This window comes from Microbacterium cucumeris (assembly GCF_058349845.2).
On record NZ_JBYRIZ020000007.1, the window covers coordinates 62,120 to 81,905 of the forward strand.

The window sequence follows — 19,786 nt, forward strand, 5'->3', positions numbered from 1 at the left end:
TAGAGAGAAATGGGGGACGCAATGCCCAAGGCACTGGTCATCGGCGCGGGTTCGGCAGGACCCGCCGTCGCGCAGCTGCTGACGCGCCACGGATGGGACGCACCGGTCTTCGAAGCACGTGCGGCGCTCGACTCGGCGGCGGGACTTTTCCTGAACGTCGCCGTCAACGGTCGGCGCGTGCTCGACCGACTGGGCGTGACGACGCGCCTGCTCACCGACGCGCATCCCGCCGGATTGATGCAGATGTACAGCGGTCGCGGCCGCCTGCTCGCCACGGTGCCGAACGGTCCTGCCGGTGAGCCGGACGCCGGGGGAGTCGTCGTGCGTCGGGGGTGGTTGCAGCAGGTGCTGTGGGATGCCGCGGCCGATGCCGGCGTGCGAATCCACACCGGGCGGCGACTGGCGCAACTGGATGTGGAGGCGGAGGGCGTGCGCGCGCGATTCGCCGACGGACACGTCGAGCACGGCGACATCGTCATCGGCGCAGACGGCGTCGGCTCCGCCGTCCGCCGGTGGATCGCTCCGGAGGCGGCGGCCGAGTTCACCGGACTGGTCGGGGCCGGAGGGTTCGCGCGCGTGCCCGATCTCGCGCCGACACCGGGCATCCAGCGATTCGTCTTCGGCCGGAGGTCTTTCTTCGGTTACCTCGTCCGTGAGGACGGCACCGTCTACTGGTTCGCCAATGCGACGGCGTCCGCGCCCCCAACGCGATCCTCCTCCTCGATCGACATCCTCGCCCAACTGCGAGAGCTGCATGGCGGCGATCCCGATCCCGTGCCCGCGATCCTGGCGAACACGACGACGGACATCGGCGCGTACCCGATCTTCCGGCTGCCGACCGTGCCCCGATGGTGGCGCGGCCGGGCGGTCGCGGTCGGCGACGCCGTGCACGCGACGAGTCCCTCAGCAGGACAGGGCGCGTCGTTGGCGCTCGAGGACGCCGCCGAACTCGCCGCTCAGCTCGTGCGCGCCGATGGACACGAGGCCGCATTCGCGGCGTTCGAGGCGTCTCGACGATCCCGCGCGGAGAGGGTGGTCGCGTACGCCGCGGCGCTCGATCGTCAGAAGAAAGTGAAGGGCGGACGCGTGGGCACCGCCTTCCGGGATGCGATGCTGCCGCTGTTCCTGCGCAACGCCACGACGGACACCCGTTACGACTGGGTGTTCGATCACCGTCCGCCGGAGATCTGACGCGGTCGATACGCTGGGGCAGGAGAGACGCCTCAGGGGGACCGCATGTCAGAATCTCAGGACCGCGCCGCCGCGGTCGCCCGGCAGGGTGAGGTCATGCGGGAGTTCATGGCGCGCGCCGTGCTCTTCCAGGATGCGGTCGCCCGTTCGGCCGGGCTCAACGGCACGGATCTGCAGGTCGTGGGCCTGCTGCTCGACGGCGGTCCGGCGACTCCGGGGGATCTCGCCGCCCGCACCGGCCTGACGACGGGCGGTGCGATCACGACCGCGATCAACCGATTGGAAAGCGCCGGGTACGTCGTCCGCAGCCGTGATGTCTCGGACCGCCGCCGCGTGATCGTCTCCGCCGTGCCCGAGCGGCTCACCGCCGCGGTCGGTGCCGTCTACGACGGCGTCGCGCGACGGTGGGGCGACTACATCGCGACGCTGAGCGACGAGCAGCTCGCGTTCGCGAACGACTTCCTCGCGCGCGCCGCGGACTTCAATCGCGACGAGATCGAATCCTTGCGCGCGCGTGGGGGCCGATGAGGAGGAATCGATCCGCCGCGCACGCTCGCGGGCCGACTATCGCAGGAGAGGGGCGAGCGCGGCGGTCAGCCGCTCGCCCATCAACCGGTATCCCACGGCGTCCGGGTGCACGCCGTCAGAGAGCAGGTGCGCGTCGTCGAAGCCGAGGATGCCCGGGCCGTCGATGAGATGCAGCCGCTCGTCGTCGGTTCCTGACACGACCTCGGCGATGGCCTCGCGCATCCCCGCCAGCGTGACGCCCACCGCGTTCGGCCTCTGCTCCAGTCCCGGCGCCACGATCGGGGTGATCACGGCGATCGGCACCTGCGGGTGGGCCGCGCGGACCTGATCGAGGAATCCCGCGACCTGCGGTTTCCGCTTCGCGGGGGGAGGCCTTCGTGCGCGGACCCGTCTCCGAAACGTCCTGGAAACGCCCCGCTCTCTTTCGTGACATACCCGGCGCTCGCGCGTGCCCACCGCACATTCGCGAGCGCCGAGCATGGGATGTCGATCCATGGTCCCGGTCCGGCGACCGGCTCACACTGACTCTCGACGAGCCGGTGAGCCGCATCGGCCCGGGGAGAGACGGAGCATCATGGAGTCGTTCGAGGTCGCAGTCGTCGGGATGGGTGCGCTCGGCAGCGCCGCCACGTATCACCTGGCCCGCAGGGGCGCGAAGGTGGTTGCCCTCGAGCAGTACGAGCTGGGCCACGTGCGCGGCGCGTCGCACGACACCTCCCGGATCGTCCGCACCTCCTACGGCTCCAGCGCGTACGTGCGGCTCGCGCAGTCCGCGTACCGCGACTGGGCCGAATTGGAGGAGGAGTCCGGCGAGCGGCTTCTGACGATCACCGGCGGGATCATCCTCCTTCCGACCGATGGTCCCTACGCGGCCGCGGACTTCACGGCCGCCCTGACCGAATGCGGGGTGGAGCACGAGCTGCTCTCCCCCGCCGAGGTCCGGTCGCGCTGGCCGCAGTTCCACGTGCCCGACGGCGTCGAGACGGTGTACACGGCCGACACCGGAATCGCCCATGCCGCCCGCACGGTCGCGACGCTGCAGATGCGCGCGCGGGTGCATGGCGCGGAGATCCGCGACCGCACGCCGGTGGAGAGCCTCGGACCCGACGGCGACGGCGTCATCGTCCGGACCGCACGCGGCGACATCCGCGCCGGCAAGGTGATCCTCGCAACGGATGCCTGGACCAACGCACTCCTCGATCCGCTGGGCGCGAGCATTCCGCTGGACGTCATGCAGGAGCAGGTGAGCTACTTCCGTCCCGCGGCGGCGGAGGACTACGACCGTTCTGTGTTCCCGGTGTGGATCTGGGAGGACGACGAGTGCTACTACGGGTTCCCGACCTATGGAGAGCCGACCGTCAAGGCCGCTCGCGACGTCTCGGAGAACCGGATGGCTCCGTCCGAGCGGTCCTTCGAACCCGCACCCGCCCTCACGGAGCAGCTGGCCGGGTTCATGGCGTCCCTGCTCCCGGGATCCGGATCCGTGCTGCGGACCGTGACCTGCCAGTACGCGCTCACCCGGGATCGCCGATTCGTGCTCAGCGCCCTGCCCGAGCATCCGGACATCATCGTCGGCCTCGCCGCAGGGCACGGGTTCAAGTTCACGCCGGCGCTCGGCAGGGTGCTGGCGGAGCTCGCACTCGACGGCGAATCGACGGACGACCTGAGCGAGTTCACCGCCGCGGCGGCGATGGCCGTCTGAGCGATCCCGATCGCTGCAGCGCCTCAAGAACCCCTCGTGCCATGGAGGAACCACCCATCATGCGACTGTTCCCGTGGGATGCCGCACCGTACATCCGGCGTCGGCCGCTGAGTAGCGTGACCGCCATGTCATCGACGACACCCGCCGTTCTCGGACCCTGCGACCGCGCGCCCGCCGCGGCGTCCGCCGGAGCGACGGCGCGATGACCCGCTACATCGTGTCGAGGATCCTGTCCTCCCTCTTCGTCCTCTTCGTGCTGTCGGTGCTCGTGTTCTCGATGGTGCGGATCATCCCCGGAGACCCGCTCGCCGCATTCGTCGACCCTGCCAATCCCGACCCGGAGAAGCTCGAGGCGCTGCGCACCGAGCTCGGCCTCGACCAGCCCTGGATCACGCAGTACTTCAGCTGGCTGCTCGGCGTGGTGCAGGGCGACTTCGGCCGCGCGATCACGATCCCCGGAGAGGTTTCCGACCTCGTGGCGGCGCGCCTGCCGCTGAGTCTCACGCTGGCGGTCATGGCGACCGTGTTCGGGACGGCGCTCGGCATCCCTGCGGGCATCCTCGCCGCCACCCGGTGGAGGCGGCTCCCGGACCATGTCGTCCGCGGACTCTCCTTCGTGCTCCTGGCGACACCGCCCTTCGTCCTCGGCACCGTCCTCATCCTCGTCAACTCCCTCACCCTGAAGCTGCCGCTCGTGGGGTACGCCGGGGCGGAGGGCGATCCCCTGCGCGCGTTCGGGGTGCTGATCCTCCCGGCGCTGCTGATCGGCATCGTGCTCGCCGCGATCATCGCCCGATACACCCGGGGCACCCTCCTCGACACCCTGGGCCAGGACTTCGTCCGCACGGCGCGGGCGAAGGGGGCGTCACCGAGACGACTCGTGACCGGGCACGCCATGCGCAATGCGCTGATCCCCGTGATGACCGTGATCGGCATCGAACTGGCGGCTCTGGTCGGCGGGACGGTCGTGATCGAGGCCGTCTTCTCCCTGCCGGGCATGGGGTCGCTGCTGCTCACCGGCATCCGCTCCTCGGACTACCCGATCATCCAGGCGACCGTGCTGCTGATCGGGGTCGTGTACGTCGTGATCAACTTCGTCGTCGACCTGCTCTATCCGCTGATCGACCCCCGAGTGAGAGTGCACGCCCGATGACCGTCACCAGAGAGCTCGCCCTCGCCGAAGTCGCCGGCCGCCGACCACGCCGCCGCCGGTTCGGCCCGTCCTTCTGGAGCGGTGCCGGCATCCTCGTCGCGATCCTCGCGGTCGCAGGATGGATGACGCTGTGGCCGCCCTACGACCCGTTCGCCGCCTCGGGTCCGGCGCTGAGCGGACCCAGTGCCGAGCACCTGCTCGGCACTGACAACCTCGGACGCGACACGCTCACCCGACTCGCGCTCGCCGCCAGGACCAGCCTCGTCATCTCGGGTGCCGCGGCCCTGCTCGGCGCAGTGATCGGGACGTTCTTCGGTCTCATCGCGGGCTACGTCGGCGGATGGGTCGACTCCGTCATCATGCGGGTGGTGGACGCCATGCTGGCCCTGCCCGCGATCCTCGTCGCGCTGGTGGTCGGCGTCGTGATCGGCAACGGTCCCGGTCCGCTGATCCTCGCTCTCGGCCTGATCTTCGCCCCGGGCTTCGCCCGCGTGATGCGTGCCCCGGTGATCGCGCTCCGAGAGCGGGACTTCGTGCTCGCGGCCACCCTGAGCGGAGTGCGCCCCGCGCGCGTGGTCGCCGAGCATCTCCTCCCGAACGTCCTCACGCCCCTGTTCGTCCAGTTCGCGTCGGTCGCGTCGCAGGTCGTGCTGATCGAGGCGGCGCTCAGCTATCTCGGCCAGGGCGTGCAGGCTCCCGAGCCGTCCGCAGGACGCATGATCAGCGAGTTCACCCGTTTCATGCAGATGCAGCCGCTGCTGATCATCCTCCCCTCGCTCGTGATCATCCTCCTGTCGGCTGCGTGGAACCTTCTCGCCGACGGGATGCAGGACTACCTCGCGCCCCGGCGCGAACCCGCGTTCTCGCTGGGCGGAGCATCGCGCCGCCGGCGGGTCGCCGCCCCCGACCGCACCACCGCATCACCCTCGCAGGACACCCGAACAGAGAAGAGGCCCTCATGAACAGACGACACCGGGCAGCGGCGGCGGCACTCGCCGTGGCGACCCTGACCCTCGCGGGCTGCGCATCCGCCGGCGACTCCGGGGGCGGATCCGCGGATGCCGGCGAACCGGTCTCCGGCGGCACGCTCACATGGGGCGTTCCCGCCGAACCGTCCGCCGGAGGCGTGGACCCGATGGTCGCCTCGGCGATCGCCGCCGAGGTCATCGACTCCATCGCCTACGACACCCTCCTCACCCGAGACGACGACGGCACGGTGGAGCCGGCACTCGCGACCGAGTGGGAGCAGACCGACGAGCTGACCTGGGTCTTCCAGCTCCGCGACGACGTCCTCTTCGCCGACGGCTCACCCTTCGACGCCGGCGACGTCGTGTACTCGTTCGAGACCCGGAAGGACGGCGGCTCCAACGCCACGTATCTCAGCAGCATGGAGAGCGTCGAGGCGACCGGCGATCACGAGGTCACCTTCCACTTCAGCCAGCCGGACGGCACCTTCCTCGACGCGGTCTCGGCCCGCCAGACCTTCTTCATCGTCAGCGAGGAGGCCTACGGAGGCGCCACCGAGGAGGAACGTCAGACCACCACCGTCGGGACCGGCGCCTACCAGGTGACCGAGTGGAAGCAGGGCGTCTCGATCACGATGGAGAAGAACGAGAACTACTGGGGCGACGAGCCGTACCTGGACGAGATCGTCTTCGAGCTCTACCCGGACGAGAACACCCTGCTCGCGGCCGTGCAGCAGGGAAGCGTGCAGGCCGCGGCGTTCATCGACGGCAGCCTGGCGCAGCAGGCGGAGGCCTCCGGATTCACCCTCGGCGACGCCGCATTCCGGCAGAACCTCGCCATCTACGTCAACCCGGAACAGGGCCCGCTCGCCGATCTCGACGTGCGTCGCGCGTTCTCACTGGCGCTCGACCGGCAGGCCCTGGTGGACACCGCGATGCTCGGCAACGCCGGGATCTCGTTCGTGCCGCCGGCCGGCGACCCCGGTGCGACGGATGCGTCGGAGCTGCCCTATTACACGCGCGACGTCGACGAGGCGAAGCGACTCCTCGAGGAGGCCGGGCAGCCCAACCCGGAGATCACGCTCAGCTACATGGGAGACGTCGCGGCAGCGCACCATCCCGTCTACGAGATGATGCAGCAGCAGCTCGCCGAGGCGGGCATCACGCTGAACCTGGAGGCGACGCCGCTGTCCGAGATCGCGCCGATCTTCACGTCCGGCGAGACCTGGACCGACCTGGTGGCGATCCCCGGCAGCCCTCGTGCCTCCGCCGTGTTCTACCTCGAGCCCGTGCTGCTCGAAGGGGGCGTGTACAACCATTGGGAGGGCAATCCCGACGCCGACAAGGCGCGTGAGCTGCTCATCGCGGCCAAGTCGGCCGCGAGCCCCGAGGAGTACGAGGACCTCGTCGGGCAGCTCGCGGAGGAGGCGGCCGACAAGGCGCTCGAATTCGTGCCGGCTGCTGTGCCGGTGTACTTCGAGGTCTGGGACGCCGCGAAGCTCCAGGGCTACGAGAACGACGTGTTCTATTCGAGGTCCGGACTCGACAGCGCCTGGCTCGCCCGATGACGGATGCCGCCGAGGCGCTCCGCGTCGACAACCTCACCATCTCCTACGGATCCGCACCCGCGTCCGTGTCCGGAGTGTCCCTCCGGGTTCGCCAGGGGGAGATCGTCGGCGTGATCGGCGAGTCGGGAAGCGGGAAGTCCAGCGTCGCGCTCGCGATGATGGGCCTGCTTCCCGACTCCGCACGCGTGTCGGCCGACCGCATGACGGTCGCCGGGATCGACGTGTCCGCCGCCACGGAGCGGGAGTGGGCGCAGGTGCGGGGTGCGAAGGCCTCGATGGTCTTCCAGGAGCCGATGTCTGCGCTCAACCCGTGCATGCGCATCGGCGCGCAGATCGCCGAGGTGCTGCTCATCCATGGCGCCGCCGACCGCAGGCAGGCGCGTGCCCGCGCGCTCGAGATCCTGCGGCTCGTGCAGATGCCGGATGCTGAGAAGCGACTCGACTACTTCCCGCACCAGCTCTCGGGAGGTCAGCGGCAGCGCGTCGTGATCGCGATCGCAGTGGCCGCCGGCCCATCGCTCCTCGTCGCCGACGAGCCGACCACCGCGCTCGACGTGACGGTCCAAGCGCAGATCCTCGACCTCATCAAGAGCCTTCGCGATGAGACGGGCATGGGCGTGCTGTTCATCAGTCACGACCTGGGCGTGATCGGCCAGCTGTGCGAGCGGGTGGCCGTCATGTACCGCGGGCGCGTCGTCGAAGCCGGGTCGGCGCGACGCGTCCTGGAGGATCCGGGTCATCCTTACACCAGGGCACTGCTCGAGAGCATCCCGCGGCCATCCGTTCCGGTGAGGTCTCCCCTCGCGGTGATCCCGCCCGTCAACGACTTCGCCCAGGTCCCGGCCGTGCTGGAGGAGGCCTCATGACCGACGTCCTGAGGGTCAACGACGTCACCCAGCGTTTCGGGCACGGCGATGCAGCGATGACCGCACTCGACGACGTGAGCCTTCGGGTGCGCCGCGGGGAGACCCTCGGGCTCGTCGGCGAATCGGGGTCCGGCAAGAGCACGCTCGCGCGCGCCATCCTCCTGATGCGCAAGCCCACCGCCGGAACGATCGAATTCGACGGCGTCGACATCACCGGCCTGCGCGGGCGGGCGCTGCGTCGGCACCGTCGTCGGGTGCAGATGGTCTTCCAGGATCCCAACGACTCCCTGGATCCGCGCTTCTCGGTCGCCCGGTCGATCGCCGAACCGCTCGTCGCCGCCGGCGTCGGCCCGAAGGAGCGCCGGCGACGGATCGCCGACTCGCTCGACCGCGTCGGGCTTCCGATGGAGGCCGCCGGACGCTATCCGCACGAATTCTCCGGAGGTCAGCGGCAGCGGATCGCGATCGCCCGCGCCATGGCGGCCGAGCCCGAGTTCGTCGTGCTCGACGAGCCGACGTCCGCGCTGGACGTCTCCGTGCAGGCGCAGGTGCTCAATCTCCTCGTGCAGCTGCAGAACGAGACGGGGGTGACCTATCTCTTCATCACCCACAACCTGTCGGTGGTCCACCACATCGCCCACCGCGTCGCCGTGATGCACCAGGGCCGGGTCGTCGAGGAGGGCACCGGCGAGCAGGTGATGAACGCGCCGGAGCATCCGTACACGCAGCGCCTGCTGGAATCCATGCCGGTGCTCTACCGCACCTGAACCCGCGCCCGAGGAGTCGAGAACATGCGCGTGCAGCGACAGGGCGACAACGCCCATGACTGGGAGCTCTACCGCGGGCGAGGTCGGATCGGCATCGAATGGTACTTCCAACAGACGACATCACTGCCGATCTCGGTGATGCGGTATCGCCTCGAGCCGGGAGCCGAAGAAGGCCAGCATCATCATCTCGGCGGCGATCCCACCAGCTGCTCACCGGACGGCTCCGATGAGATGTACATCGTGACCCGCGGCGAGGTCGTCATCATTGCGGGGGACGAGCGGCGCGTCCTGCGCACGGGCGATGCGTTCTATGCCCCCGAGGGCATGCAGCATGGCGTGCGCAACGACTCGGATGCCGTCGCCGAGCTCGTGCTCGTCTTCGGGCCACGAGGGGCGCATCCCTTCCCGCAGAGCGGAGTCGAGACGTTCGATCCGGAGGCGGCGCGGTAGGGGCTCAGGTCGTCGGACCCTGCAGCCGCTCGCGCAGCTCGTCGAGGCGCACGGCGATGCTGAGCCGGAACATCCGCTCGTCGTCGCGCCACCCGGACCCCAGCACATGGTCGAGACGATCGAGGCGCTGCAGGATCGTGTTCGTGTGGAAGTTGAGCGCTCGAGCCGTACGGGTGGGGCTGGCGTTGTTGCGGACGAAAGCCCGCAGGGTTCCGAGCAGGTCGGCGTTGCGTTCCGCGTCGTACTGCCGGACCGGGCCGATCGTGTCGCGCAGGAAGGCGGACAGGCCCTGGGCGTCGGTGTCGAGGACGGCCGAATAGGGCAGGAACTCCTCGACGTGAGCGGTGAGGTCGGTCAGCTCGAGAGCCGCGAGCAGGCGGGCAGTCCGCCGGGCGGCCTGGAACGAGACCGCCAGCGACGCCTTGGCGGGAGGCGGGACGACCACGGCGACAGCATCCTGGATCGAGGCGGCGACCTGGGTGCGCAGCCGATCAGGGTCGATTCCGCCGCGGCGAGCGGACACGGCCGCGACGACGAAGCCACGGTACTCGCCGACAAGGGCGTGCTCGTCGAGCAGCCGTACCGCCGCCCGGGCGGCCGCCGCCTGCTGGTCGCCGGGGACCGAGAGCAGCAGCAGCGCATCGAGGTCCTCCAGGTCGACGCCGAGACGACGGGCGCGACGCTCGACGTCCGATCGGCGCTCCGGCACGTCGTCGAGCAGGTCGGCGACGAGCTCGCTGCGCACGCGGTGATCCGCGCCGGATGCGGCCTCCTGCTGAAGCTCCAGCAGGGCCCCGACCTGGGCGGCACGCTCGACCGTGCGCAGGTCGACGGCACCGAGTTCGAAGTCGCCGTCGCCGAGGAGCAGAGCGCCGAAGTGCCGGCTGCCTGCGGTGAGCGATGCGACCGCTCGGACACCGGCCCCCGCGACGGGGACGCAGTGACCGTGCCGTCGGCTCTCGGCCAGCGCGTCCCGTACGCGATCGTCGAGCGCGAGCATGCCCGGCGCCAGCGGCAGGCCGGCAGCGGCGATCACGTTCTCCTGTGCATCGATGATGGCGACCGCTCGTCCGAGCGCCGAGGCCAGCGTTTCGGCCACGGGACCGAAACCGCCCCCGGCGAGCACGGCCTGCACGAGTTCCTGGTGGACCGTGTTGGCCCGATCGCGTTCGACCAGATGAGCCGTGAGGCTCTCGAGGGTGCGCCGGCTGGCGTCCTCGGAGTCCCGCAGGTCGCGCAGGGTCTGGGTCGTCTGGAGGATCACCGAGGCGTGATCCGCGAGAGCGGAGAGAAGCGCGACCTCGTCGGGAGTGAAGCTCTTCTCCTCGCGGTTGCCCACGAAGAGCACCCCGAGCACGTCATCGCTGCTGAGCATCGGCACGCCGAGCAAGGAGACCAGACCCTCGGCCGAGACGGCGTCATCGATGCCGGCGTCGTGGCGGTCGGCCGTGTAACCCGTGTAGTCGGCGACCCATTGCGCGGTGCGGGACTCGACGACGACACTCGCGAGGCCGCGCCCAGGCGGCACGCGCAGGGTCTGGAAGGACGCGCTCACGGAGCCGCTGGTCTCGCGCACCCGCAGCTCCGAGGTGTCGGGGTCGAACTCGGACAGGTAGGCGAGGTCCACTCCCATCATCTCTCTCGCCCGCTGCACGAGGCGAGCGAGCACGGCGTCGCTGTCGCGCAGCTCGGCCAGCTCCCTGGCGCTCGAGAACAGAGCCGTGAGCTCATGCTCGCGGCGGCGCAGACGCGACAGCTCGCGCTGGATCCGGGCGACGCGGTCGGCGATCGCCGCGGCGTCCGCGTCATCGGCGCCCAACCGCCGCAGAGCATCGCTGACGCCGGTCGGGCCGACGAGCTCCGAGTCGTAGGCCGCGTCCAGGAGCGACGCGATGGCATCGTCGTGCTCGGGCATCCTCGTCCCTTCGGGGGAGGGCGGCGCCTCCCTGCTCACGATCTCAGTGTCGAGCATGCGGACCGACCTCTCAAATCAGGCGGCCGCGCGCAGCTCCTCGCCGCGCTCGGCGGTGCGCAGCAGGGCATCGGTGAGCACCGGCCACAGCTCGTGAGGGATGAGGTGCCCCATGTCGGCGTGCATCTGGAGCTCGGAGCCCGGGATCGCCTCGGCGATGTCGACGGCCGCAGCCCAGTGCAGCACGTCGTCGTCGCGCCCGTGGAACACGAGGGTGGGCACGATCACCGACCTCAGCGCCTCCAGGCGCTCGGGGGCGCGCCGCAGGGCCGCCCACTGCCGGGCGTAGCCCTCGGGGAGGTAGCCGCGGTCGTACGCGATGCCGGCCATCTCCCGGTGCCACTCCATTTGCGAGTCGTACCGGCTCGCCGGCCCCGCCTCGACTGCGGAAGCGGCGTAGGCGACGGCCTGCTCACGCGTCACGCGCACCGGCTTCTCGGCGAGCTCCGGTCGTTCGCCGTGGAGCACGTATCGGGGCGATCGGCCGGGGATCGTCGAGAGGAGCCCGAGGCTGCGTACGCGCTCCGGGTGTTCGATCGCGAGCATCTGCGCCATCATGCCGCCCATGGAGTGCCCGGCCACATGCGCCGACTCGACGCCGAGGTCGTCGAGGATGCGCAGCACGTCATCCGCCATGTCGCTCAGGCCGTAGCCGCCGTCCACGTCCTCTTCGCCGCCGAAGCGCTGCGAGAACCCGGTGTCGCGGTTGTCGAAGCGCACGACCCGCAGTCCGCCGGAGGTGAGCGCCGCAACGAGGCGCGGATCCCAGCTCAGCAGCTGAGCGCCGCCTCCCGAGATGAGCACGAGCACGGGATCCTTCTCGGACCCGAACACCTCGTAGTAGAGCCGCACGTCGGCGGATTCCGTGAAGGGCATCGCTTCTCCTCGCTTTCGGGAACGGGACCAGCGCTCGGGTCGTGCTGCGAGTCTAGGGTCGCTCCGCGAGAGAGGTGATGTGCCGACCGCATACAGAGAGAGCGGGACGATGAGTGTTCCACCCATCGTCGGCCCTGTCCTGCGTTCCTAGTGTCGTCCTTGACCACAGCGCCGAGGACGCGGTCGCTGTCACTCAGAAAGGTGGCCGATGTCGATCAACAGCCGGATCTCAGGATTGCGCGATCATGCGCCGGACGAGCGGCTCGCCCTCGTCGCCCACGGCGCGGGTCTGGAGTCGGACGCCCTCCGGGCCCTGCGCCCGGACGCCGGCCTCTCGCTCGCCCAGGCCGACCACATGATCGAGAACGTCGTGGGGCTGATCGGTGTCCCGGTCGGCGTGGCGACCAACTTCGTGATCGACGGGCGCGACCGGCTCATCCCCATGGCCACGGAGGAGCCGAGCGTCGTCGCCGCCGCGTCCAACGCCGCGCGCATGGCACGCGGGCACGGCGGCTTCACCACCTCGTACACCGGCGACATCATGATCGCCCAGATCCAGGTGCTCGACGCGGGAGAGCCCCACGGCATCCGGTTCGCCCTGCTCGAGGCCAAGGACGAACTGCTGGCCCTCGCGAACGAGCAGGACCCGATGCTCGTCTCGCTCGGCGGCGGCGCTTTCGACATCTCCGTCCGCGTGCTCCCGACCCGCGCCGGTGACCAGGTGATCGTGCACCTCCACGTCGACGTCCGCGACGCGATGGGGGCGAACGCGGTCAACACCATGGCGGAGGCGATCGCCCCGCGCATCGCCGAACTCGCGGGGGCCCGCACGCTCCTGCGCATCCTCACCAACAAGGCCGAACTGCGCCTCACCCGCGCGCGCGCCGTCTTCGACGCGGAGCTGCTGGGCGGCGCGCAGGTGGTCGACGACATCGTGGCCGCGAGCGCCTTCGCCGAGGCGGATCCGTACCGCGCCGCCACGCACAACAAGGGCATCATGAACGGCATCACCGCCGTCGTGCTCGCGACCGGGAACGACACCCGAGCCGTCGAGTCCGGATGCCACTCCCACGCCGCGCGCTCCGGGCGGTACACGGCCCTGTCGCAGTTCGAGAAGAACGCCGACGGCGACCTCGTCGGTACGCTCGAGGTGCCGCTCGCCGTGGGACTCGTGGGAGGCGCGACGCGCGCGCATCCGACCGCGCAGGCCGCCGTGACCCTCCTCGGGGTGCAGACGGCTCGCGAGCTCGCGAGCGCGATCGCCGCCGTGGGCCTGGCCCAGAACCTGGCGGCATGCCGCGCGCTCGCCGCCGAGGGCATCCAGCGCGGGCACATGACGCTGCACGCCAGGACGGTCGCCGCGAGCGCCGGGGCCGACGTGCACGAGATCGGCGCGGTCGCGGCACGGATCGTCGCGGATCGACGCATCCGTGTGGAGTACGCCCGAGAGGTGCTCGACGAACTGCGCAGGACCGGCTCATGACCACCGCCCTCCCCGAACCCCGGGTCTTCCGCGAGGAGGGTCTGCCCGCACGGGTGACGGTGTTCGAGGTCGGTCCCCGGGACGGACTGCAGGCCGAGACCGACATCATCCCGGCCCGGATCAAGGTGCAGTTGTGCCGACGGCTCTACGCGGCCGGCAGCCGTGACCTCGAGGTCACGAGCTTCGTGCCGCCGGCCTGGATCCCGCAGCTCGCCGACGCGGAGCAGGTCGTCGCGGAGCTCGACGTGCCGGACGGCGCGCGTGCCGTCGGTCTCGTGCCGAACCTGAGAGGCCTGCAGCGCGCGATCGACGCGGGCGTTCGCGAGGTGTCGGTCGTCGTCAGCGCCACCGAGTCGTTCGCGCAGGCGAACCTCAACACCACGCGAACCGGCGCGATCGACCGCGCCGTCGAGGTGATCCAGGCCGCGAACGCCGAGGGGGTCCCGGTCCGGGGGTACGTGTCCATGGCGTTCGGGGATCCCTGGGAGGGCGCGGTCGATCTCGACGCGGTCCTCACGGCGACCACCGCGCTGCACGACGCCGGCAGCCGCACGGTCGCGATCAGCGACACGATCGGCGTCGCGACCCCCGGTCATGCCACGGCGGTGATCGAGGCCGCACTCGCCGCAGGCGTCCCCGTGGAGCGCATCGCGCTTCATCTGCACGACACCTACGGCCAGTCCCTTGCGAACGTCCATGCGGCGCTGCGCCTGGGGGTGGCCGAGTTCGACTCGTCGGTCGGCGGGCTCGGCCGGTGCCCGTACGCGAAGGGCGCGACCGGTAACCTCGCGACGGAGGACCTCGTGTGGATGCTGCACGGTCTCGGCATCGAGACCGGGCTCGATCTTCGCGCGCTGGCCGCCACGACGCTCTGGCTCTCACGCATCCGCAGCACCCGCCCCGCGTCCCGCATCGCCCGCGCCTACGCGGCGGCGGGACTCGACACCCCCGACATCGCCCAGGAGGTCACGAACACATGATCGACACGACGCTTCCCGCACCCGGGGCGCTCTCCGGCGTCATCGTCGTCGACCTGTCCCGCGTGCTCGCCGGGCCTTACGCCGCGCAGATGCTCGCCGACCTCGGGGCCACCGTGATCAAGGTCGAGAACCCGCGCGACCCCGACGTGTCGCGCGGGTTCCCTCCGTACCTCACCGACGGGATCGAGGAGTTCAGTGCGTATTACGCCCAGTACAACCGCGGCAAGCTCGGGGTCGGGCTCGATCTCGCCACGGCCGAGGGGAAGGAGGTCCTCAAGGACCTCGTCCGCCGGGCCGACGTGCTCATCGAGAACTTCCGGCCAGGGACCATGGACAAGCTCGGGGTCGGCTACGAGGTGCTGCGCGAGGTGAACCCGCGCCTGGTCTACACCGCCATCTCCGGGTACGGTCGCACGGGTTCGCGCAGCCGCAGACCCGCGTTCGACAACACCGCCCAGGCGGCCGGAGGGATCTGGTCGATGAACGGCTACGCCGATCAGCCGCCGGTGCGGGTCGGCGTCACGATCGGCGACCTGTCGGCCACGCTGTTCGCGGTGGTGGGGACGCTGGCCGCCCTCCGGCACGCCGAGGCGACGGGCGAGGGCCAGGTGGTCGACGTCGCCCAGGTCGACAGCATCGTCGCCCTGACCGAGACGGCGGTCGTCGACTACACCGTGAACGGAACCGTCGCGTCGCCGCAGGGCAACGCGCACGCGTGGGTGAAGCCGTACGAGCTCTTCGACTGCGCCGACGGCCAGGTGTTCTTCGGGGCCTACACGGACAAGCTCTGGGACGCGAGCTGCGATCTCTTCGGCACTCCCGAACACAAGGCGGACCCCGAGATCGACACGATGCGCAAGCGATTCGACCCCGACGTGTACGAGCGACGCGTCAAGCCGATCGTGGCCGGGTGGCTCGCGAGCCGGACCAAGCAGGAGCTCGAGGATCTCGCCGGCGACGTCGTGCCCCTGACGGCGGTGAAGAGCATCGGCGAAGTGGTCGAGGACCCCGGCACGGCGGAGCGGGACATGATCGTCGAGGCCGACTACGGCGAACTGGGCGTTCTCCGCATGTTCGGGCAGCCCATCAAGCTGTCGGCGACGCCCGCCACGCCCGCCCGCACCGCGAATCGCTTCGCCGAGCACGCCGACCAGGTGCTCGCCGATTTCGCGGGATACGACGCCGTGCGCATCGCCGAACTCCGCGCGGAGGGGGCGCTGCCGTGAGCGTCGTGCGCACCGAGCCGATCACGGCGTCGACGGTCGAGGCCTACCGCGGCACGTTCGCTCCCGGCGAGGCCGGATACGAGGACGGCGAGGAACTGCCCGCCGCTTGGGAAGGCGTCTTCTTCCCGTTCGCCGTGCCCCTCGCGGACCTGCGCCCCGACGGCACACCGGCCCGGGACGGGGTCGTGCCCGAGATCGACCTGCCGCGGCGCATGTACGCCGGGGAGACGACCGACTTCCTGCGTCCGATCCGCATCGGCGAGGAGGTCGTCCAGACGACTGCGCTCGGCGACGTCGTGGAGAAGACGGGATCCCGCGGCCGCCTGACGTTCGTCGACATCGTGCGCGAGTACGCGGTGGGCGGCGAGATTGCCGTGCGCAGCACCTGGCACGACGTGTTCCTCGAGGCCGCCGACCCGGACGTCCCGGCGAGGGCCCCCAGACCCGATCCGACAGTCGCGGAGGCGGCCGAATGGACGCAGGAGCTGACGCTCGACGCGCGGCAGCTCTTCCGGTTCTCGGCGCTGACCTTCAACACGCATCTCATCCACTACGACCGGGCGTGGGCGCGCGAGAGGGAAGGCCTGCCGGACCTCCTCGTGCACGGACCGCTCACCCGGATCCTGCTCATGGACGCCGTTCGGAGCCATGTGCCAGGGCGACGGCCCGCGCAGCTCGGCATCCGGGCGATCGCTCCGATACTGGTGGACCGCCCTCTGCGCATCGTCGGACGCTCCGACGGCGCGACGACCACAGCGGCGGTCCTCGACGCCGAAGATGTCGTGCTCGCGACCGCCGACGTCGGGTGGGTCGCCTGAGCGGGCGGCGACCGATCCCACTCAACGCTTCCGACAGGAGAGTCCATGAGGCACAACCCCGACTACGCCCTCGATGACGTCGACGCCGTGCGCGCGCTCGTCCGCGAGAACCCGTGGGCCAGCATCGTCACCCATGTACCGGGGGAAGGGCTCGTCGCGTCGCACTATCCGGTGCTGCTGGACGAGGATGCCGACGGCATCGTGCTCCTCAGTCATGTCGGCCGTCCCGACGAGCGGCTGCACCGGCTCGGCGAGCACGAGGTGATGGTGATCGTCTACGGTCCGCAGGGCTATGTGTCACCGGGCTGGTATGGCGTCTCGCCCGCCGTTCCGACCTGGGACTTCGCGGTCGCGCACCTGCACGGCACGCCGGAGATCCTGTCCGACGAGGAGAACCTGCGGGTGCTCGATCGCCTGGTCGAACGGTTCGAGCGTCCGCTGCCCGAGCCGTTCCTTCTGGCTCGGACGCTGGAGAACACCGCATACGCCGAGCGCATCGTGCACGGCACGGTCGGTTTCCGTCTGCGCGTGCAGCGCTTCGAGGCGAAGGACAAGATGAGTCAGGACAAGCCGGCGGACGTCATCGGGCGGGTCGTCGAGGCGCTGCGCCGTCCCGGGCCGTACGAGAACCCGAGACTCGCCGACCGCATCGCGGCCGTCAACGGGCAGCGCCTCGGCGAGAGGGAGATGACGTCGTGACGCGCTTCGTGGGAGTGGCGGACATGATCGAGTGGATCTCGCGGCGCGGCGCCGAGACGATCATGACCGAGATGGCCGACACCATCGAGTCCGACTTCCGTCGGTGGGAGTCGTTCGACAAGACCCATCGGATCGCGAGTCACACGCCGTTCGGGGTGATCGAGCTGATGCCCGTCAGCGATCCGGACGTGTACGCCTTCAAGTACGTGAACGGCCATCCGTTCAATCCGGCGCGAGGCTTCCAGACCGTCACGGCGTTCGGCGTGCTGGCCGACGTGCACAACGGATATCCCGTGTTCCTCGCCGAGATGACCGTGCTGACGGCCCTGCGCACGGCCGCGACCTCGGCGATGGTCGCGCGTCGTCTCGCCCGTCCGGACTCGACGACGATGGCCATGATCGGCGCCGGCAGTCAGGCCGAGTTCCAGGCGCTCGCCTTCCGCGGGGTCCTCGGCATCTCGCGGCTGCGCATCTACGACGTGGATCCGGCTGCCTCGGAGAAGTTCGTCCGCAACCTCGCGTCGCGCGGGTTCGACATCACGGTGTGCTCCTCGGCAGCCGAAGCCGCCGCCGGCGCGGACATCGTGACGACATGCACCGCGGACAAGGCGGTCGCGCAGGTCCTGACGGATGCCGAGGTGGTACCCGGCATGCACATCAACACCATCGGCGGCGACTGCCCCGGAAAGACGGAACTGGACCCGCGCATCCTCGAACGCGGTCCGGTCTTCGTCGAGTACGCCCCGCAGACGCGGATCGAGGGCGAGATCCAGAACGTCGCTCCCGACTTCCCCGTCACGGAGTTCTGGCAGGTGCTCACAGGCGCCGCCGTCGGCCGCACGTCCCCGGAGCAGGTGACGATCTTCGACTCGGTGGGTTTCGCGATCGAGGACTTCGCCGCGTTGCGGCACGTGCGGACCGACCTGGTCGGCACCGGCCTCGGCGAGGACATCGACCTCGTCGCCGCCCCCGAGGATCCGAAGGATCTCTTCGGATTCACGACGTCCCCTGTCCCCGTAGGCTGACCGCCGAACAGCATGCGCGCTCGGATGAGCGCCGAGAGGAGCATCATGACCGAGTCCCTCACCCTCCGCGGCGTGCGTCCGTACGATGCCGCCGAACCGGTGGACATCATCGTGAACGGCGGCGTGATCACGGAGATCGCGCCGACCGGAAGCGTCGCGCCCACCGGAGAGGTCGTCGACGCGGACGGCCGTTGGGTGGGCCCGGGACTCTGGGACGCGCATGTGCACTTCACCCAGCACGTCATCCGTCGCCGGCGGCTCGACCTCACGGGCACGCGCAGCGCGGACGATGTGCTCGAGATCGTCCGGCGGGCGCGCGCCGAAGGCGCGCCCCTCACCGACGGGATGCTGATGGGCTACGGGTTCCGTGACGGGCTGTGGCCGGTGCCCGCGAGCCTCGCGGCGCTGGAGGGCGCCGTCAGCGACATCCCTGTGGTGCTCGTGAGCGGCGATCTGCACTGCGGGTGGATGAACCGCGCTGCCGCGAAGCGGCTGGGCGTGGAGCTGGATGAGACGGGTCTTCTGCGGGAGGGGCCGTGGATCGGGCTGCTGCATTCGTTCGACGAGGCTGCGCACCTGCCCGCCGATGCCTACGCCGAGGCGGCCGCGGCAGCCGCCTCCCGCGGTGTCGTCGGCATCGTGGAGTACGAGAAGACCGACAACGCCGCCGAATGGTCGGCCCGCACGGCCGGCGGCCTCACGTCTCTGCGCGCCGACATCGCCGTCTGGCCCGATGCGCTGGAGTCGGCGATCGCGGACGGACATCGCACGGGCGAGATCGTCGACGAGGCGGGACTCATCACGTTCGGACGGCTGAAGGTCGTCGTCGACGGCTCGCTCAACACCCGGACGGCGTGGTGCTGGGATCCCTACCCCGGAACGGACCCCGCACATCCGCATGCGTGCGGCATGGAGAGCGTGCCGATCCCCGAGCTCCGGCGGCTGCTCGAGCGCGCCCGCGGCGCCGGCATCGAGGCGGCCGTGCACGCGATCGGCGATCGCGCCAACAGCGAGGTGCTGGACACCCTCGAGGCGCTCGGCATGAAGGGTGTGATCGAGCACGCTCAGCTCGTCCGCGAGGAGGACTTCCCCCGATTCGCGCAGCTCGGGCTCATCGCCAGCGTCCAGCCGGAGCATGCGATGGACGATCGCGATGTCGCGGATCATCATTGGGCCGGGCGCACCGGCCGTGCGTTCGCCTTCGGATCGCTGCACCGCTCCGGCGCGGTACTTCGCCTGGGCTCGGACGCGCCCGTCGCCCCGCTGGATCCGTGGATCTCGCTGAGCGCCGCGACCACGCGAAGCCGCGGCGAACGCGACGCGTGGCATCCGGAGCAGCGTCTCGACCTCGACGTCGCGCTCGCCGCATCCGTGCGCACCTCGCTCGCAGTCGGGCAGCCGGCCGACCTCGTGCTCAGCGATCACGATCCGTACGCCTGCGACCGCGACCAGTTGCGGAACATGCCCGTCGCGGCCACGCTGCTCGGCGGCCGCTTCACCCACCGGGCGCTGTGAGC

19 protein-coding genes are annotated in these 19,786 nt (G+C 70.3%); 16 read left to right on the forward strand and 3 right to left on the reverse strand.

Annotation, left to right across the window (positions count from 1 at the left end; genetic code table 11):
• Window positions 1-21 precede the first annotated feature (21 nt).
• Window positions 22-1,191 carry an FAD-dependent oxidoreductase gene (locus tag AC3RXZ_RS16695; RefSeq protein WP_491494759.1) on the forward strand — a complete coding sequence of 390 codons (1,170 nt, stop codon included), beginning with the start codon at window positions 22-24 and terminating at the stop codon, window positions 1,189-1,191.
• 45 nt (window positions 1,192-1,236) lie between these two features.
• On the forward strand, window positions 1,237-1,719 hold the full coding sequence (locus AC3RXZ_RS16700) for a MarR family transcriptional regulator (RefSeq protein WP_243228332.1): 483 nt from the start codon (window positions 1,237-1,239) through the stop codon (window positions 1,717-1,719).
• 36 nt (window positions 1,720-1,755) lie between these two features.
• Here AC3RXZ_RS16700 and AC3RXZ_RS16705 read toward each other — a convergent pair whose 3' ends face one another.
• Window positions 1,756-2,010, reverse strand: coding sequence for an SGNH/GDSL hydrolase family protein (locus tag AC3RXZ_RS16705; RefSeq protein ID WP_491494760.1), 255 nt, complete (start codon window positions 2,008-2,010; stop codon window positions 1,756-1,758).
• A 283-nt stretch (window positions 2,011-2,293) separates the two neighbouring features.
• Between AC3RXZ_RS16705 and solA the strand changes: the two genes are divergently transcribed.
• The 7 genes from solA (at window position 2,294) to AC3RXZ_RS16740 (ending at window position 9,190) form a co-directional block, all read left to right on the forward strand.
• Entirely contained in the window at window positions 2,294-3,421 is a 1,128-nt protein-coding gene (solA, locus tag AC3RXZ_RS16710; protein WP_243228330.1) for an N-methyl-L-tryptophan oxidase, read from the forward strand.
• A gap of 202 nt (window positions 3,422-3,623) precedes the next feature.
• Window positions 3,624-4,574 (forward strand): ABC transporter permease, encoded by a 951-nt coding sequence (locus tag AC3RXZ_RS16715; RefSeq protein ID WP_491494761.1) that lies wholly within the window; start codon window positions 3,624-3,626, stop codon window positions 4,572-4,574.
• Window positions 4,571-5,536, forward strand: coding sequence for an ABC transporter permease (locus AC3RXZ_RS16720; protein ID WP_491494762.1), 966 nt, complete (start codon window positions 4,571-4,573; stop codon window positions 5,534-5,536). The genes AC3RXZ_RS16715 and AC3RXZ_RS16720 overlap by 4 nt, the downstream gene beginning before the upstream one ends.
• Complete coding sequence (locus tag AC3RXZ_RS16725; RefSeq protein WP_491494763.1) at window positions 5,533-7,107, forward strand: ABC transporter substrate-binding protein; 1,575 nt, start codon at window positions 5,533-5,535, stop codon at window positions 7,105-7,107. Before AC3RXZ_RS16720 ends, AC3RXZ_RS16725 begins: the two co-directional genes overlap by 4 nt.
• The gene (locus tag AC3RXZ_RS16730; RefSeq protein ID WP_243228326.1) at window positions 7,104-7,973 is read left to right on the forward strand and encodes an ABC transporter ATP-binding protein; all 870 of its coding nucleotides are present in this window, start codon (window positions 7,104-7,106) and stop codon (window positions 7,971-7,973) included. Before AC3RXZ_RS16725 ends, AC3RXZ_RS16730 begins: the two co-directional genes overlap by 4 nt.
• A complete protein-coding gene (locus tag AC3RXZ_RS16735) occupies window positions 7,970-8,740 on the forward strand; it encodes an ATP-binding cassette domain-containing protein (RefSeq protein WP_491494764.1) in 771 nt (256 codons plus the stop codon). The genes AC3RXZ_RS16730 and AC3RXZ_RS16735 overlap by 4 nt, the downstream gene beginning before the upstream one ends.
• Before the next feature lie 24 nt (window positions 8,741-8,764).
• The gene (locus tag AC3RXZ_RS16740) at window positions 8,765-9,190 is read left to right on the forward strand and encodes a cupin domain-containing protein (RefSeq protein WP_491494765.1); all 426 of its coding nucleotides are present in this window, start codon (window positions 8,765-8,767) and stop codon (window positions 9,188-9,190) included.
• A gap of 4 nt (window positions 9,191-9,194) precedes the next feature.
• Here AC3RXZ_RS16740 and AC3RXZ_RS16745 read toward each other — a convergent pair whose 3' ends face one another.
• Together AC3RXZ_RS16745 and AC3RXZ_RS16750 are read right to left on the reverse strand one after the other, a co-directional pair.
• Window positions 9,195-11,105 (reverse strand): helix-turn-helix domain-containing protein, encoded by a 1,911-nt coding sequence (locus AC3RXZ_RS16745; RefSeq protein ID WP_491494766.1) that lies wholly within the window; start codon window positions 11,103-11,105, stop codon window positions 9,195-9,197.
• Window positions 11,106-11,180: 75 nt separating this feature from the next.
• Complete coding sequence (locus AC3RXZ_RS16750) at window positions 11,181-12,038, reverse strand: alpha/beta fold hydrolase (protein WP_491494767.1); 858 nt, start codon at window positions 12,036-12,038, stop codon at window positions 11,181-11,183.
• A gap of 208 nt (window positions 12,039-12,246) precedes the next feature.
• Here AC3RXZ_RS16750 and AC3RXZ_RS16755 point away from each other — a divergent pair, with 208 nt between their 5' ends.
• From AC3RXZ_RS16755 to AC3RXZ_RS16785, 7 genes are read left to right on the forward strand one after another with little or no spacing between them, the layout of a single operon-like run.
• A complete protein-coding gene (locus AC3RXZ_RS16755; RefSeq protein WP_491494768.1) occupies window positions 12,247-13,521 on the forward strand; it encodes a hydroxymethylglutaryl-CoA reductase, degradative in 1,275 nt (424 codons plus the stop codon).
• Window positions 13,518-14,501 carry a hydroxymethylglutaryl-CoA lyase gene (locus AC3RXZ_RS16760; protein WP_243228320.1) on the forward strand — a complete coding sequence of 328 codons (984 nt, stop codon included), beginning with the start codon at window positions 13,518-13,520 and terminating at the stop codon, window positions 14,499-14,501. Before AC3RXZ_RS16755 ends, AC3RXZ_RS16760 begins: the two co-directional genes overlap by 4 nt.
• A complete protein-coding gene (locus AC3RXZ_RS16765; RefSeq protein ID WP_491494769.1) occupies window positions 14,498-15,727 on the forward strand; it encodes a CaiB/BaiF CoA transferase family protein in 1,230 nt (409 codons plus the stop codon). Before AC3RXZ_RS16760 ends, AC3RXZ_RS16765 begins: the two co-directional genes overlap by 4 nt.
• Complete coding sequence (locus AC3RXZ_RS16770) at window positions 15,724-16,545, forward strand: FAS1-like dehydratase domain-containing protein (protein ID WP_243228318.1); 822 nt, start codon at window positions 15,724-15,726, stop codon at window positions 16,543-16,545. The genes AC3RXZ_RS16765 and AC3RXZ_RS16770 overlap by 4 nt, the downstream gene beginning before the upstream one ends.
• A 45-nt stretch (window positions 16,546-16,590) precedes the next feature.
• Window positions 16,591-17,244: an FMN-binding negative transcriptional regulator gene (locus tag AC3RXZ_RS16775; protein ID WP_491494770.1), complete on the forward strand. Its 654-nt coding sequence runs from the start codon at window positions 16,591-16,593 to the stop codon at window positions 17,242-17,244.
• Complete coding sequence (gene ocd / locus AC3RXZ_RS16780) at window positions 17,241-18,269, forward strand: ornithine cyclodeaminase (RefSeq protein WP_491494771.1); 1,029 nt, start codon at window positions 17,241-17,243, stop codon at window positions 18,267-18,269. The genes AC3RXZ_RS16775 and ocd overlap by 4 nt, the downstream gene beginning before the upstream one ends.
• A 45-nt stretch (window positions 18,270-18,314) precedes the next feature.
• Window positions 18,315-19,784, forward strand: a complete 1,470-nt coding sequence (locus AC3RXZ_RS16785; protein WP_491494772.1) for an amidohydrolase — start codon at window positions 18,315-18,317, stop codon at window positions 19,782-19,784.
• Window positions 19,785-19,786: the final 2 nt, after the last annotated feature.

Bases quoted from the DNA above. Each gene is read 5' to 3' on its own strand.
- AC3RXZ_RS16695 (WP_491494759.1), top strand. From the start codon at position 22: ATGCCCAAGGCACTGGTCATCGGCGCGGGTTCGGCAGGACCCGCCGTC.
- AC3RXZ_RS16700 (WP_243228332.1), top strand. From the start codon at position 1,237: ATGTCAGAATCTCAGGACCGCGCCGCCGCGGTCGCCCGGCAGGGTGAG.
- solA (WP_243228330.1), top strand. From the start codon at position 2,294: ATGGAGTCGTTCGAGGTCGCAGTCGTCGGGATGGGTGCGCTCGGCAGC.
- AC3RXZ_RS16715 (WP_491494761.1), top strand. From the start codon at position 3,624: ATGACCCGCTACATCGTGTCGAGGATCCTGTCCTCCCTCTTCGTCCTC.
- AC3RXZ_RS16720 (WP_491494762.1), top strand. From the start codon at position 4,571: ATGACCGTCACCAGAGAGCTCGCCCTCGCCGAAGTCGCCGGCCGCCGA.
- AC3RXZ_RS16725 (WP_491494763.1), top strand. From the start codon at position 5,533: ATGAACAGACGACACCGGGCAGCGGCGGCGGCACTCGCCGTGGCGACC.
- AC3RXZ_RS16730 (WP_243228326.1), top strand. From the start codon at position 7,104: ATGACGGATGCCGCCGAGGCGCTCCGCGTCGACAACCTCACCATCTCC.
- AC3RXZ_RS16735 (WP_491494764.1), top strand. From the start codon at position 7,970: ATGACCGACGTCCTGAGGGTCAACGACGTCACCCAGCGTTTCGGGCAC.
- AC3RXZ_RS16740 (WP_491494765.1), top strand. From the start codon at position 8,765: ATGCGCGTGCAGCGACAGGGCGACAACGCCCATGACTGGGAGCTCTAC.
- AC3RXZ_RS16745 (WP_491494766.1), bottom strand. From the start codon at position 11,105: ATGCCCGAGCACGACGATGCCATCGCGTCGCTCCTGGACGCGGCCTAC.
- AC3RXZ_RS16750 (WP_491494767.1), bottom strand. From the start codon at position 12,038: ATGCCCTTCACGGAATCCGCCGACGTGCGGCTCTACTACGAGGTGTTC.
- AC3RXZ_RS16755 (WP_491494768.1), top strand. From the start codon at position 12,247: ATGTCGATCAACAGCCGGATCTCAGGATTGCGCGATCATGCGCCGGAC.
- AC3RXZ_RS16760 (WP_243228320.1), top strand. From the start codon at position 13,518: ATGACCACCGCCCTCCCCGAACCCCGGGTCTTCCGCGAGGAGGGTCTG.
- AC3RXZ_RS16765 (WP_491494769.1), top strand. From the start codon at position 14,498: ATGATCGACACGACGCTTCCCGCACCCGGGGCGCTCTCCGGCGTCATC.
- AC3RXZ_RS16775 (WP_491494770.1), top strand. From the start codon at position 16,591: ATGAGGCACAACCCCGACTACGCCCTCGATGACGTCGACGCCGTGCGC.
- AC3RXZ_RS16785 (WP_491494772.1), top strand. From the start codon at position 18,315: ATGACCGAGTCCCTCACCCTCCGCGGCGTGCGTCCGTACGATGCCGCC.